This window comes from Streptomyces thermoviolaceus (assembly GCF_045209695.1).
GTDB lineage: Bacteria > Actinomycetota > Actinomycetes > Streptomycetales > Streptomycetaceae > Streptomyces > Streptomyces thermoviolaceus.
In genome coordinates this window covers 4046258-4060026 of record NZ_CP109280.1, presented here as the reverse complement: position 1 = coordinate 4060026, position 13769 = coordinate 4046258, and the positions used below count along the sequence as shown (strand labels likewise).

Annotated in this window: 11 protein-coding genes and 1 tRNA gene; 3 read left to right on the top strand and 9 right to left on the bottom strand. The window is 73.0% G+C overall.

The genetic code is table 11. The features are described 5' to 3' along the window. Positions 1-66 precede the first annotated feature (66 nt). The 7 genes from OG899_RS17785 to OG899_RS17755 all read right to left on the bottom strand — a co-directional run bounded on the left by OG899_RS17785 (position 67) and on the right by OG899_RS17755 (position 10096). On the bottom strand, positions 67-765 hold the full coding sequence (locus OG899_RS17785) for a hypothetical protein (RefSeq protein ID WP_125498852.1): 699 nt from the start codon (positions 763-765) through the stop codon (positions 67-69). Further along, positions 762-1208 carry a thioesterase family protein gene (locus tag OG899_RS17780; protein WP_125498851.1) on the bottom strand — a complete coding sequence of 149 codons (447 nt, stop codon included), beginning with the start codon at positions 1206-1208 and terminating at the stop codon, positions 762-764. The genes OG899_RS17785 and OG899_RS17780 overlap by 4 nt, the downstream gene beginning before the upstream one ends. Positions 1209-1216: 8 nt before the next feature. Beyond that, positions 1217-2881 carry an energy-dependent translational throttle protein EttA gene (gene ettA / locus OG899_RS17775; protein WP_125498850.1) on the bottom strand — a complete coding sequence of 555 codons (1665 nt, stop codon included), beginning with the start codon at positions 2879-2881 and terminating at the stop codon, positions 1217-1219. Positions 2882-3174: 293 nt separating this feature from the next. Further along, on the bottom strand, positions 3175-4623 hold the full coding sequence (locus OG899_RS17770; protein WP_125498849.1) for a Cys-Gln thioester bond-forming surface protein: 1449 nt from the start codon (positions 4621-4623) through the stop codon (positions 3175-3177). Positions 4624-4919: 296 nt separating this feature from the next. Beyond that, positions 4920-5459 carry a single-stranded DNA-binding protein gene (locus tag OG899_RS17765; protein WP_125498848.1) on the bottom strand — a complete coding sequence of 180 codons (540 nt, stop codon included), beginning with the start codon at positions 5457-5459 and terminating at the stop codon, positions 4920-4922. A 383-nt stretch (positions 5460-5842) separates the two neighbouring features. After that, positions 5843-8005, bottom strand: a complete 2163-nt coding sequence (locus OG899_RS17760) for a YfjP family GTPase (RefSeq protein ID WP_206345819.1) — start codon at positions 8003-8005, stop codon at positions 5843-5845. Positions 8006-8473: 468 nt separating this feature from the next. After that, a complete protein-coding gene (locus tag OG899_RS17755) occupies positions 8474-10096 on the bottom strand; it encodes a dynamin family protein (protein WP_125498847.1) in 1623 nt (540 codons plus the stop codon). A gap of 315 nt (positions 10097-10411) precedes the next feature. On the opposite strand from OG899_RS17755, the gene OG899_RS17750 reads away from it, so the two are divergent. From OG899_RS17750 to OG899_RS17740, 3 genes are all read left to right on the top strand, one after another. Beyond that, a tRNA-Arg gene (locus OG899_RS17750) sits at positions 10412-10487 on the top strand. A gap of 439 nt (positions 10488-10926) precedes the next feature. Further along, positions 10927-11598 carry an enoyl-CoA hydratase-related protein gene (locus OG899_RS17745; protein WP_125498846.1) on the top strand — a complete coding sequence of 224 codons (672 nt, stop codon included), beginning with the start codon at positions 10927-10929 and terminating at the stop codon, positions 11596-11598. A 292-nt stretch (positions 11599-11890) separates the two neighbouring features. Then, positions 11891-12163 (top strand): chaplin, encoded by a 273-nt coding sequence (locus tag OG899_RS17740; protein ID WP_125498845.1) that lies wholly within the window; start codon positions 11891-11893, stop codon positions 12161-12163. A 129-nt stretch (positions 12164-12292) separates the two neighbouring features. Here the strand turns inward: OG899_RS17740 and OG899_RS17735 are convergent, their stop codons facing one another. Both OG899_RS17735 and OG899_RS17730 read right to left on the bottom strand, forming a co-directional pair. Further along, complete coding sequence (locus OG899_RS17735) at positions 12293-13159, bottom strand: tyrosinase family protein (protein ID WP_125498844.1); 867 nt, start codon at positions 13157-13159, stop codon at positions 12293-12295. Then, positions 13143-13739, bottom strand: coding sequence for a tyrosinase family oxidase copper chaperone (locus tag OG899_RS17730; RefSeq protein WP_206345808.1), 597 nt, complete (start codon positions 13737-13739; stop codon positions 13143-13145). Before OG899_RS17730 ends, OG899_RS17735 begins: the two co-directional genes overlap by 17 nt. Positions 13740-13769 lie beyond the last annotated feature (30 nt).

Here is a 13769-nt window from a genome sequence, read left to right as displayed (position 1 = left end):
AGGCCGGGCAGCAGCAGGCGGTCCGCCTGCGGCCTTCGACCGCTCTCCCGCTCCGGACTCGGGAGTTCAGCGGACGCTGAGGCTCAGCGCGCCCAGCCCGGCCTGCTCCTGCCCGGTCTGCCGGACGGCGATCGAACCGTAGGGTGCCCGCAGCCGCAGCCACGTGCCGGAGGAGAACAGGGCCAGGTCGTCCTGGCTCTCCCCGGCTGCCGGGCGCAGGAAGCCCAGCGACTGTGCCGCGTGCACGGCCCGCACCGGCAGCCGGGTCGGACCGACCGTCCGGGACCATATCTCCCGTCCGATGCGGTCGAGTTCGGCGCGGGTGCGTGCCTCGGGAGGCAACTGCCCGGTGCGGGCACGGAACTCGGTGACGGCGGCGGACACCAGGGCCCGCAGGCTGTCCGCACCGGGCAGCCCGGGCTCCGGCCGCCAGCCGCCGCGCGGCGGCAGCACGCCGGCCCACGGCGGTCCGGTCACCGCGGCGGGGACGGTGGCCGTGGCCGCCTGCTCGTCGACGGACTCCAGCAGTTCGCCCGCGGAGACGGTCGCGTCGAGCGTGACGTCCTGTCCGTCCTCGTACGGCTCGGCCAGGCGCACCGCGCGCACGGCCAGCACCTCGAAGGAGGCCGGCCGTCCGAACACCGCCAGCGCGGTGCCCGCGGCCTGCAGGCGCACGGCGGCGGCCCGGTCGTAGTGGAGCAGCCGGGAGAGGAAGGCCGCCAGATCGGCCGCCTCGGTGCCGTCGGCGAGGTGGAGGACCGTCATGCGGCGACGGCCTCCTTCTCGCCGTCCGGGTCCGTGCCGGTGCCGTCGCCGTCCGCGCCGTCCATGTACTGCTGCAGGAACTCCCGTTCCTCCGGGGTGATCCGGCGCGGCCGCTGGGCCTCGAAGTCGAACGGCACGATCACCGTGGAGGCACGGACGTAGACCAGGTCGCCGTCCTTCACCTCGTAGGCGAGGGTGAAGGAGGCGGCCCGGATCTCGGTGACCCACAGCTCGATCTCCACCGGTTCGTGCCGGTGGACGAGCTGCCGTTTGTAGTCGATCTCGTGACGCGCCACGACCGACCCCCGCCGGAAGGTCTTGTCCGGGCGGAACAGGAAGTCGACCCGGGCCTCCTCCAGATAGCGGAGGAAGACCACGTTGTTGACATGCCCGTAGGCATCCATGTCCGCCCAGCGCAGAGGGCAGCGGTAGGTGTGGCGCATCGGCAGGATCAGCCCCGGGTCAGCTTCTTGTAGGTGGCACGGTGCGGGCGGGCGGCGTCCGGTCCGAGCCGCTCGATCTTGTTCTTCTCGTACGACTCGAAGTTGCCCTCGAACCAGAACCACTTGGAGTCGCCCTCGTAGGCGAGGATGTGCGTGGCCACACGGTCGAGGAACCACCGGTCGTGGGAGACGACCACGGCGCAGCCCGGGAACTCCAGCAGGGCGTTCTCCAGGCTGGACAGCGTCTCGACGTCGAGGTCGTTGGTGGGCTCGTCCAGCAGGAGCAGGTTGCCGCCCTGCTTGAGGGTCAGCGCCAGGTTGAGGCGGTTGCGCTCACCGCCGGAGAGCACCCCGGCCGGCTTCTGCTGGTCCGGTCCCTTGAAGCCGAACGCGGACACATAGGCGCGGCTCGGCATCTCGACCTGACCGACGTTGATGTAGTCGAGCCCGTCGGAGACGACCTCCCACAGCGTCTTGTTCGGGTCGATGTTGGCGCGGTTCTGGTCGACGTAGGAGATCTTGACGGTCTCGCCGATCTTGATCTCGCCGCTGTCCGGGGTCTCCAGGCCCTGGATCATCTTGAACAGCGTGGTCTTGCCGGCGCCGTTGGGGCCGATGACACCGACGATGCCGTTGCGGGGCAGGGTGAAGGACAGGCCGTCGACGAGGACCTTCTCGCCGAACGCCTTGTGCAGGTCCTTGACCTCGACCACGACGTTGCCCAGGCGCGGCCCCGGCGGGATCTGGATCTCCTCGAAGTCCAGCTTCCGCATCTTCTCGGCCTCGGCGGCCATCTCCTCGTAGCGGGCCAGACGCGCCTTGGACTTGGCCTGCCGGCCCTTGGCGTTGGAGCGGACCCACTCCAGCTCTTCCTTGAGGCGCTTCTGCCGCTTGGCGTCCTTCTGCCCCTCGACCTTCAGACGGGCCGCCTTGGTCTCCAGGTAGGTGGAGTAGTTGCCCTGGTACGGGTAGGCGCGGCCGCGGTCCAGCTCCAGGATCCACTCGGCGACGTTGTCGAGGAAGTAACGGTCGTGGGTGATCGCCACGACGGTGCCCTCGTACTTGGCCAGGTGCTGCTCCAGCCAGTTCACCGACTCGGCGTCGAGGTGGTTGGTGGGCTCGTCGAGCAGCAGCAGGTCGGGCTGCTCCAGCAGCAGCTTGCACAGCGCCACGCGGCGGCGCTCACCACCGGAGAGGTTGGTGACGGGCCAGTCGCCGGGAGGGCATCCCAGGGCGTCCATGGCCTGCTCCAGCTGGGCGTCGAGGTCCCACGCGTTGGCGTGGTCCAGCTCCTCCTGGAGCTTGCCCATCTCCTCCAGCAGCGCGTCGGAGTAGTCGGTGGCCATCTGCTCGGCGATCTCGTTGAACCGGTCGAGCTTGCCCTTGATCTCGGCGACGCCCTCCTGGACGTTCTCCAGGACCGTCTTCTCCTCGTTCAGCGGCGGCTCCTGCAGCAGGATGCCGACGCTGTACCCGGGCGACAGGAACGCGTCGCCGTTGGACGGCTGCTCCAGCCCCGCCATGATCTTCAGCACGGTCGACTTACCGGCACCGTTCGGGCCGACGACGCCGATCTTGGCACCCGGCAGGAAGTTCAGGGTGACGTCGTCGAGGATCACCTTGTCGCCGTGCGCCTTGCGCGCCTTGCGCATGGTGTAAATGAACTCAGCCAAGAGAAACCGTCCGGCAGCTTGAATCTGGCAGTGGGCAGATACACCCCATCTTGCCGTACCGCCACCCCTGGGCGGAAACCAGTTCAGGTGGGGGCCTGTGAGCTGGGGCTTTGTCGTCGAAGGCGGTAGGCGGCCGACCACCGTCCGTCACCTGAGGGGGCCGGGCCGGACGGGCCCGCGGGTCCCGGCGGGGGCGCGGGTCCCTCCGCGGTGACGCCCGCGGAGGGCTGGGACGCGGGTCCGTCCGGGGTGACGGGGGTCCGTACGGGGTGACGTGCTCGGCGCGGGCTGGGTCAGTCCTGCGGTGCCTTCTTCTTGCGGACGATGCTCAGTGCCGTGGCACCGAGAACCAGCAGGCTCAGGCCGGTGACGGCGATCATCGGGGTGCTGTCGTCACCGCCGGTCTCGGCGAGATCGGCGGCGTCGGCGATGTTGCCGCCCGTGGCCGGGGAGGGTTCGGCGACGGTCTGCGTGGTCAGGCCGGCCGTGTCGCTCTGAGTCCTGCAGTCCAGCACGCCCGTGAAGCGCTGGGCGAGGCCGCCGGGTCCGGTGATCGTGAAGTCGTAGGACTGGTCCTCCTGCAGAGGGATGAGAACCGTCCTGGTCGCGTGCGCCGGGATGCTGTGCCCGGTGCCCATCAGGGCGAAGGTGAAGGGTGCGTCGCCCTCGTTCACCGCGTGGACGACCAGGCCGCCCTCGGCGCAGTCCTTCTCGGCGGACAGGGCGGGCGCCGGCCCCTCGTCCGCCCAGGTGGCGGTCGCGGTGGCCGAGACGGTGGACTCGCTGGAGCCGGCCAGTATCTGGGTCTGGCTGCGGCTGTCGGAGGTGAAGGCCCGGCCGACCGGCACCGTGGTGGACGCCTGGACGGTCAGCTCGGCGCTGCCCGCGCCGCTGTCGACGGAGGGGGTGGTGCCGTCCGCAGGGGGCGTGGCGTCGTCGGTGGCGTCCTCGGGGACCTCGAAGTACAGCTGGGTGCCGTCCTTGGCGGAGGTGACCGGCTTGCCGTGCTCGTCGACGATGCGCACCCCGGCGGCGTCCGCCGGGGGTGTCACCGTGACGCTGCTCGCGCCGGTGTGCACCGTCACCGGTCCCAGCCGCTGACCGGGCCGACCGGAGACGGCGGGCGGGTCGAGTGCGAGCGAGGCCTTCGGTTCGGCCATGTCCCGGGCGTGGTGCTCCAGGTAGTCGGCGAGCTTCTCGGCCTGCGGGTCGACCGCGTCGACGTCCGCGTCGTCGGAGAAGCGCCAGATGGCCACCTGGGTTCCGACCGCCGCGTCCTGCTCGGTGAGGTTCTTGACCCCCGCCTTGGCGGCGAGCGCGGCCAGGTCGTTGACCTGGGGGTAGGAGTGCTGGAGGATCCAGCGGATCCGGCCGGCGTTCTTGTTGGTGCCCAGCGACGTGCCGCTCCAGGGCGTCTCGTGGTACCGGGCGTCCCGCTGGGTGGGGTTGTGCAGATCGACGCAGTAGGTTTGCAACATGCCGCCGCCGTCGACGGACATCTCGAACAGGCCCGCGGAGACCTCGTGGTCACCGGTGGCGTCGTGGACGATCGCGGTGCCGTAGGTCTTCAGGCCGGCGATGGTGGCGGTCGCACCGCCCGGAGTACGGGGTGCCTCGTCGGCTGCGGCGGGACTCGCGACGGTCAGCACACCGGCGGCGACCAGTCCGGATCCCAACGTCGCGGCGGCCACGCGAACCGCCCCTCGCCTGCGCTCGGGCGGCGCGGCATACGAAGCACTCATATATCCCCTTCGAGCAGGACCCATGGGCGTGGGGGGTGCGGTCCCACCAGCAGTTTCTCCGGGCTGCCGGAGTCATGTCCGGCATCCTAGGGAGCCCGCACACCCGCCCTTTGCTGTGTGATCGTCAGATCGTTGATCCGAATCGGAATCGTTATCGCCCGGCGTCCCGACGGGCCGTCCGCGAACTGGTCTTATCGACAAATCCCGCAGGAATCCCGCGGGTGCGTTCGCCGATGTGCCGCTCCGGGCAGGTCCGCCGCCGACGGTCTTGTCGTCCGTCGCCGGTGGTCATGTCGTCATGTCACCGCGAGCGGTGCGCAGTCGGGGCGGTGTTGCTCCTGCGCGGCCTCGGGTGGCAGCGGTGTCTCCCACGTGGGCTCGGGTGGTGCCGGAGCGGCGGCCGCCGGCTGCCCGGCGGAAGTGCTGCGGCTGTCCGGCGGCGCGGCCGGGCTGTGCGGGAGCGTCGTCACCGGTTCCGGTCGTCCGGTGCGCCGGAAGGCGGCCGTGCCCCGGGTCAGGTCGTGGCCGATCGCCACGGCGTCGATGTCCGCCCAGGTGCGGGGCGTGCCGTCGCGGACCTCCGTGCGCACCTTCAGCCGACCCTGCACGAGGACGGGGTCGCCCACGGTGAGCGAGGCGGCGACGTTCATGGCCAGCTGACGGTTGGCCCACACGGTGAAGAAGTTGGTGTGCCCGTCCGTCCAGGCGTTCTTCTCCCGGTCCCAGTAGCGGGAGGTGGCCGCGAGCCGGAACCTCGCGGAAGGCCCGGAGGACGGCTCCCGGTACACCACCTGCGTCGCCACGTTGCCGACCACGCAGACCATCGTCTCGTTCATCGTCCGACACCCCTCCCTCGCTCCTCCGGCCGCGGCGGCCGGGCGGACGCTTGTACGGCCCGTTCCGTACAGCGGTGGCTGGTGCGGTGACCGCATCCGCCGCGCGGACGTGCCGAGCTGGTCCACCGCGTCGGTCGCGCCGTCGCATCCGCTGCGGTCACCGCGGAACCAGGCTGCCTCTGCCGGGCCGAGTCCGCTGGGGCCTGTGGACCACCGCATGCCTGTGGAAAACTCCGCCACCCGGACGGGTGAAACCAGGGAGGGGCAAGGGACACCGCGCCGAGACGAGGGTCACGAGGCCCGAGATAGGGGTCAACGGAGAACGGCCGCGGCGACCGGCCCGGGTGCGGGTGCGCGGCACCCGCGAGTCCCGCGGGTCGCCGTCACCGCACCCCCACGCCTTTCACCCGCGCGTACTGCTCCCGCACCTCCCGGTAGCGCAGCAGCTCCGCGGCGATCGGGTCCAGCACCCGGGCCCGGCCGCAGCCCGCCGCCGCCTCGCGCAATCGGCGTTCCGCCTCCTGCCCGTACCGCCGCGCCGGTCCCCGGGCGGCGATGCCGCTGCTCCACTCCACGACCGGGCCGCCCACGATCCCGGCGAGCATCAGCAGCACCGGCACCACCAGATTCGGTGCCAGCACGCCGGCGATCTGACCGACCAGCCACAGCCCTCCGATGACCTGCAGGATCGTCATGGCCGCCTGGGCGAGCACCGCCGCCGGCCACCAACCCGGCCGGGGCGGCCGGCCCGGCGGCAGCCCGGCCTGGGCCGCGAGTGCGTCCAGCTCCTCCGGCAGTCCCTGCGCGCCGCGTGCCGCGGCCTCCCGCACCGCCTGGGCCCACGGCTGCGGCAGCCCGGCCGAGGCATGGTCGGCCACCGTCCGCACCGCGTGCTCGACACGCTGACGCGCGGTGGCCTCCTCGTCCGGCTGGGTGCGCACCGGAAGCCGTCCGGTCGGGGGTTCGCGGCGGTCCTGGTACCAGTGCCACAACCGCAGCCACGGGGTTCCGCAGGCCCGGCTCGCGTTGCGCAGCCAGGCGCGTTCGGCCGCCTCGCCCGCGGCGACGGCGCCCACCGCGTCCGCGAGCCGGTCCGCGAACTCCTCGCGTGCCTCCTCGCTCAGCCCGACGCGCCGCTGCGCCGTGTACAGCGGGCGCAGCCGGGTCGCCGCCACGTCCACGTCGGCCGCGATCCGCCGGGCCGCGGCCCCGCGCTCGGCCACGAACCGCCCCAGTGCCTCACGCAGCTCGGGCAGGCCCTCCCCGGTGAGCGCGGACAGCGCGAGCACGGTCGCGCCGGGTTCGCCGTGCTCTCCCAGGGCGATCCCGTCCTCGTCGAGCAGCCGGCGCAGATCGTCCAGCACCTGGTCGGCGGCCTCCCCGGGCAGCCGGTCGACCTGGTTGAGGACGACGAACATGACCTCCGCGTGGCCCGCCAGGGCCCGCAGATACCGCTCGTGCAGGACCGCGTCGGCGTACTTCTCCGGGTCGACCACCCAGATGACCGCGTCGACCAGCTTGAGGATGCGGTCCACCTGCTCGCGGTGCTCCACGGCGGCCGAGTCGTGATCGGGCAGGTCGACCAGGACCAGGCCGCGCAGCTGCGGATCGGCGTCGGGGCCGTGGACGGGGCGCCTGCGCAGCCGTCCGGGGATGCCGAGCCGGTCGATCAGGCCGGCCGCGCCGTCGCTCCAGCTGCACGCGATGGGCGCGGCGGTGGTGGGCCTGCGGACCCCGGTCTCCGAGATGGGCACGCCGGCGAGGGCGTTGAACAGCTGCGACTTGCCGCTGCCGGTGGCGCCCGCGATGGCGACGACGGTGTGCTGCCCGGACAGCCGGCGGCGCGCCGCGGCCTCGTCCAGGACGCGGCCCGCCTCGGCGAGCGTGCCGCTGTCGACGCGGGTGCGGGACAGTCCGACCAGTTCACGCAGCGCGTCCAGCCGCGACCGCAGCGGCCCGTCGTAGGCGAGGGGCGGCACCGGCAGGGGCCGGGGCGGCCGGGGTGCCACCGGGACGAGGTCGGCGGCGCTGGTGCCGCCAGGGGTGACGCGCCGCGCGATCAGCCCGTCGTCCCAGATCCCGGTGGACGCGGGACGCCCGTCGGCTCCGGCCCCCGTACGGCCGTCCCCCGCGGATCCCGTACGGCCGTCCCCCAGGGACCCCGTACGGTCCTCCCCCGCGGACGCGGAACGGCCGCCCCCCGCGGACACGGAACGCTCCTCACCCGTGGCCCTCGTGCGGCCGTCGGCCCGGGTGCCGGCCTCGTTCCGCTCGGACATCGGCGCACCGGCACCGGCCCGCCCCTGGCTGCGCATCGCCTCGCCACGCATCTCCCCCTGCCGGACGGCCTCGCGACGGATGCCGTCGGGACCGGTGTCCGTGCGGGCCTCGGTGCGCCCTCCGTCGGCCGTCCGTCCGTCCGCGCGGTGGTGCGGCGGCCGGGGCTCGGCGCGGCCGTCGCTCCGGGCCCGGGCGCCGCTGCCGTACGGTGCGTACGCCGGGCGTCCACCTTCCGGCACCCGGGCGCGGCGGGCATCGTCGGGCAGGCGTGCGTGACGTCCGGCGGGACCGTCGGGCACACGGCCCGGGGACCTGCGGTCGTCGGGGACACGGTCGTCGAGGACGCGGTCTTCCGGCCCGCGCACACGGCGCCCGTCGCCGGGAGTGCGGGAGCGGTCCGGGTACTCGGGCCGGCTGCGGCGGTCGGCGGGCTCCTCGGACGAGGGCTCCCTGAACGCGCGGGTGCGGGCCGGCTCGCCGTACCCCTCGCCGTACCCCTCGTACCCGGTGCCCCGCGGGTTGCCGCCGCGGCCGGTGAGCGGGGCCCCGGCGGGTGCGGTCGTCCGGGGACGGCCCACCGCCCCGGCGCCCGCCGCCCGCTGGGCGCCGCCCCCGGAACCGGCGACGCCTGCGGCGTCCTGGGTTCTGTGCCCGTCCGTGGCGGCCGTGTCCTGCGTCCGGGCCGTCTGAGCGGCGTGTTCCGTTCGGTCCTGGTCAGTGACGGCTCTCACCGGTCACCTCTCCTTCAGCAGTACGGACAGCGCGGCGATGAGTTCGGCCTGGGGTTCCGGGTGCACCTCCAGGGCGTCGAGCGGGGCCAGCCGGCGCTCCCGCTCGGTGTGCATGACACGGTCCAGGCAGTCGGCGAGCAGCCGTCCGGCACGGTCGCGCAGCCGCAGTGCGCCGTGCGCGCCGATGCGTTCGGCCAGTCCCTCACCGGCGGACCGGCCCCGGCGGCCGCCGAGCAACCCGGTGGCGGCGAGTGCGGCGACGGCCTCGGCGTCGGGGGCGACGCTCCGGTCCAGCTCGCGCACCTCGTCCTCGGCGTACTCCTCCAGTTCGCGCCGCCAGCGGCGTACGGCGAGCCCGATGCGGTCCTCGGCGCTGTCGGCGCCGCCGTACTCGGCGGTCAGTTCGGGGGCGCGCGCGGCCGGCTCGCGCCGCCAGGCGGCGTCGATGCGTTCGTCGGCGGCGGTCACGGCACACAGCAGCAGCGCGCTCAGACTCTCCACGAGCGCGTCGAGCAGTTCGCCGGCGGTGCAGTCCAGCGGGTAGGCGCGCCAGCGTTTCAGGGCGTCCCCGGCGAGCACGGCCCCGGACTGCAGGCGGCTGCGCAGGCGGGCGTACTCGCCGTCGTAGGCGGCATCGACAGCGGAGGTGAGCCGCAGTGCGGCCGCGTGTTGCGAGGCGGTGGCCGCGGCCAGTTCCGTCAGGCGGGACTTCAACGAGTCCAGCAGACCGTGGGCGGTACGGGCCATCGCGTGCCGGCGGGCGTCGGGATCCTGCGCGTGGTGCACGAGCCAGGCGCGCAGCGGCGCCACGGCGGTGGCCGGCAGCAGGCCCCCGCCCCAGGCGGACTCGGGCAGTTCCGGCACGGTGAACCGGGGCACCTCCCCCAGGCCGGCCTTGGTCAGCAGCGCCCCGTACTGCCGGGAGACCTCGGAGACGACCTGATGGGGCACCCGGTCGAGCACGGTGACGAGCGTGGCGTCGTACTCCTTGGCGGTGCGCAGCAGATGCCAGGGGACGGCGTCGGCGTACCGTGCGGCCGAGGTGACCATCACCCAGATGTCGGCGGCGCAGATCAGCTCGGCGGCGAGGGTGCGGTTCTCGGCGACGAGGGAGTCGATGTCGGGCGCGTCGAGGAGGGCCAGCCCGGGCGGCAGGGTCTCCGCGGTCTCGATGCGCAGTGCGCGCGGGGGGATCTCCTCGGGCGGCAGCAGGTCGTCGCCGACCAGGCCGGCCGCGGTGTCCTGCCGGGGCACCCACACGCGGGTGAGGCCGGGCAGCACACGCGGATCGCTGAACCAGTGGTGGTCCTCCGGGTGGCACACCAGGACCGGCGTCCGGGTCGTCGGCCGCAGCACGCCCGCCTCGCTGACGCGTCGTCCCACCAGGGAGTTGACGAGCGTGGACTTTCCCGCGCCGGTCGATCCCCCCACCACGGCCAGCAAGGGCGCCTCGGGCTGCTTGAGCCGGGGCACCAGATAGTCGTCGAGCTGGGCGAGCAGTTCGTCGCGGTTGGCCCGCGCGCGCGGTGCCCCGTCCAGAGGCAGTGGAAAGCGTGCGGCGGCGACGCGGTCGCGCAGGGCGGAGAGTGCTTCGAGCAGCTGAGGCCGTACGTCCAGAGTCACCACATGCGAAGAATGCCCAATTTTATGAGATTTCTGAAGCATATGAGCGCGTCTGCGCGCCGACAGAAGAAAAGGGGCAGACAGGACGACTGGGGCGCAGGCACTGTGCAGGCATAACGAGTGCACAACACCCGCAGCTCAGAGCGCCAAAAGCGATGCAGGATTCACAGCCGCCTGCGATTATCAGACTGCTTCACTGAACCTCCACATCAAGCCACGGAGGCGAAGCACGAGGGACACGGATGCGGGAGCCCTATCCTTGTCCCCGGCAATGTCACGGATCACCCCGAAGATCCCGTGACCGAGGCACCACACCAGGCCCCCGTAGCTCAGCGGATAGAGCAGGCGCCTTCTAAGCGCTTGGCCGCAGGTTCGAGTCCTGCCGGGGGCGCCATCCTCCACCAGCGACAACGCCCGGACAGGGGATCTCCCCTCCCGGGCGTTCTGCGTTCTTGACGGCAACGTCTCGACGATGACTCCGCCACCCGCCGACCGGCACCCCGGCCGACTCCAGCAACGCACTCGCGACGCAGCGGCCCCACCCGAAGCCGCCTCGCCGGCACACGACGCCTCTTGCGGGAGCCGCGACACACCCCATAAGTTACTCACGAGTAACCAATCATGTGCCGACGCCGCCACGGGGAGGGCTCGTGGCGCAGATGCCCCGGAAAGCGGAGGTGCGGTGACCACCGGGCCGCCCCGGACGGAGCGCCGCCCGCCGGTTCCGCCGCCGGGATCCACCACCCGACCTGCCCCCCTACCGCCGCTTCCGCTCCCGGGCAGTGGCCCGCAGGCACCCGACCGCCTCAGGCGCAGACCGCGAAGGAGTCGCCATGCCCTCGCTCGACCGCCAGGACAACGTCTTCGTCCTGGACCTCGGCAACGGAGAGAACCGGTTCAACCCGGACTGGATCAGCGCGGTCCGCGCCGCGCTCGACGAGGTGGAGAAGGCGGAGGGCCCGCGCGCCCTGGTGACCACGGCCACGGGCACGTTCTACTCCAACGGCCTCGATCTGGAGTGGCTGTTCGCCAACGCCGGCCAGTACCACGAGTACGTCGTGTCCGTCCACGAGCTGCTGGCGCGGCTGCTGTCGCTCCCTGTCGTCACCGTGGCCGCGCTGCAGGGGCACACCTTCGCCGCCGGTGCGATGTTCTCCCTCGCGCACGACATCCGCGTGATGCGTGCCGACCGCGGCTTCTGGTGCCTGCCCGAGGCGGACATCGACATCCCCTTCACCCCCGGCATGGCGGCGCTGATCCAGGCACGGCTGGCGCCGCAGACCGCGCACGAGGCCATGGTCACCGCCCGCCGCTACGGCGGCACCGACGCCGCGGCCGCCGGCATCGTCGACCGGGCGGTCGCCGAGGACGCCGTGCGCTCCACGGCCGTCGAACTCGCCGCGGCGCAGGTGAACAAGGCCGGTGACACCCTCGGCACCATCAAGTCCCGCATGTACGCCCCGGTCCTGGCCGCCCTGCGCGACACCCGCAACCCGCTCGGCTGACCATCGCTCCCGCACGCACCGCCGTGTGCCCACGGACGCCGTCTCACGCGGAGCCGTCGCCCGGCCACGCCCGGAGTCACGCGCGCCGCCCCGGAGTCACCGGGGCGCCGGGTTCGTCACCGGACGTCGGGCGTGTCACCAGGCTCCGGACTTTCGCCGAACAGGGTGAACCAGCAACGAACCGGGTGATCCACGCACATGCACCGTGACCGTGATCATCCGGGCGCGTTGAACGAGGCGTGCGGTCGCACGTCCCGCTGCCGCACCCACCGAAATCAGTGAGGAGAACGTCATGTCCCGCTTCGCGAAGACGGCAGCCGTGGCCCTGGGCGCGGGTGCCGTGGTGCTTGGCGGCGCCGGCCTGGCGGCCGCGGACGCCGAAGCCACCGGGAGCTCCGACCGCTCGCCGGGCGTCGTGTCGGGCAACACGATCCAGGTCCCGGTGCACATCCCGGCCAATGTGTGCGGCAACACCGTCGACGTGATCGCTCTGCTCAACCCGGCGTTCGGCAACGCCTGCGCCAACGTCGACGACGACAACGGCGGTTCCGGCTACGGCCACTGACGGCACCTGCTCGTCCCGCCGAACCGTGAGGACGGCCGAGGAACGTCCCGACCCTGTCGAAAGCCCCGGTGGTCTGCGACGACCGCCGGGGCTTCGCCCGGTCCGGGGCCGGTCCCGGCGGGGTCACGGTCACGCGTACCGGTAGATCCGGCTGACGTCCTCGAGCTGGTCCGGAGTGACGTCCCACGGCGGCAGTTTCTGGTGCCGGGCGACGACGCGCCCGTGCTGTGCGTCGCCCCGGCCCGGCGGCTGCGCCGGCAGATAGCGGCCGGTGCGGTGGCGGCGCTGCCAGCGGGTCCACTGCAGGTCGAGAAAGGCGTGGTGCAGCCAGAAGACCGGGTCGTTGACGGAGGCCGCGCCGAGCATGGTGCCGCCCACCCAGCGGTGCACCCGGTTGTGGTTGCGCCACGAGGTGCTGCCCCGACCCGGCCCCCAGCCCTCGAGCTTGTTGCGGAATCCCTTGGTGACCGTGGAGTCCCAGGGCGCGACGTCGTACACGGGGTCCTTGAGCGCCCACTCCAGTTCCGCGGCGGTGGGCAGCGCGATCGGGTCGTGGGACCGTCCCAGGTCCCGGGTCAGAAAGGTGCCGTCCGTCACCCCCACCCGCAAGGTCCAGTGGCCGTGCGCCCAGGCGAACGGGCCGGTCGTCACCCGGCGGTCGCCGGGGCGCCCGTTGCCGCCCAGGAGGTCGTCCCGCCAGGGCACGGACGTCGTCGTGCGGTCGCGGGTCCAGTCCCAGTAGGGGATGGTCACCGAGGAGTCCACCCGGCGCAGGGCCCGTTCCAGGTCCAGCAGGAATCGGCGGTGCCAGGGCAGGAACGACGGCGCCATGTGGGCGGTCCGCAGGCCGCGTTCGCCGTCGGGGGTGAAGTAGTGGATGTGCATGCGCACGAACTCGTCGTACTCGCCGCGCCGTTTCAGCTCCAGCAGGGCGTCGACGAACCGCCGCTTCTCCTGCCGTGTCAGCGCGGCGACGTTCTTACGCACGTACGCCATCGGGCACCCCCTGCGCGTGCGGGTACGGGTGCTGCCGCAGCCCGTCGGCCGGACCGGGCGCCAGGTCGCGCAGCTGCTGGCCTGGGCCCATGACGTCCACGGCGCCGCGGGCGGCCTCCAGGGGCGTCCGGTACGACTGGTAGTGGTCGACCATGCTGAGCCAGGTGCCGTCGGCGCGGCGCATCAGGTGCAGCGGGCGGCCGTCCACCGTCACCTGCCACTCGCCGGCACCTGTGCCGCTCGCTGCCGGCGTGCCGGCGCTGCTGTCCGAGGTGCCGTGCGGGATCCACACTCCGCGGATGAGCCGCCCGCGGTACCTCTCCTCGAAGACGGTTCCGTTCCCCTCGCCCGGCGCCCCCGGCGGACCGGCGACGGCCCGCGGGGCTCCGGCGGCGACCGGCGGCGCCGCCACGAGGGCGACACCGCAGGCGGCCAGCGCGGCGGTCACCTCGCGCCGTGTCGGGCGGCGGGAGGGGTGGAGGGTGGGGGAGGACGCCGCCGGTGTCCCGCCGCCTGTCTCGGCTGCTGCCGGGGCTGCCCGCCCGCGGACTCTGCCGTCGCCGTCCTTGCCTGCGACCATGGTGTGCTCCTCGCTGCGGTTCCATGCCCG

What these genes read in the sequence shown, in the direction of transcription:
- OG899_RS17785 (WP_125498852.1), bottom strand. Translation starts at nt 765, where the DNA reads ATGACGGTCCTCCACCTCGCCGACGGCACCGAGGCGGCCGATCTGGCG.
- OG899_RS17780 (WP_125498851.1), bottom strand. Translation starts at nt 1,208, where the DNA reads ATGCGCCACACCTACCGCTGCCCTCTGCGCTGGGCGGACATGGATGCC.
- OG899_RS17770 (WP_125498849.1), bottom strand. Translation starts at nt 4,623, where the DNA reads ATGAGTGCTTCGTATGCCGCGCCGCCCGAGCGCAGGCGAGGGGCGGTT.
- OG899_RS17765 (WP_125498848.1), bottom strand. Translation starts at nt 5,459, where the DNA reads ATGAACGAGACGATGGTCTGCGTGGTCGGCAACGTGGCGACGCAGGTG.
- OG899_RS17745 (WP_125498846.1), top strand. Translation starts at nt 10,927, where the DNA reads ATGCCCTCGCTCGACCGCCAGGACAACGTCTTCGTCCTGGACCTCGGC.
- OG899_RS17740 (WP_125498845.1), top strand. Translation starts at nt 11,891, where the DNA reads ATGTCCCGCTTCGCGAAGACGGCAGCCGTGGCCCTGGGCGCGGGTGCC.
- OG899_RS17735 (WP_125498844.1), bottom strand. Translation starts at nt 13,159, where the DNA reads ATGGCGTACGTGCGTAAGAACGTCGCCGCGCTGACACGGCAGGAGAAG.
- OG899_RS17730 (WP_206345808.1), bottom strand. Translation starts at nt 13,739, where the DNA reads ATGGTCGCAGGCAAGGACGGCGACGGCAGAGTCCGCGGGCGGGCAGCC.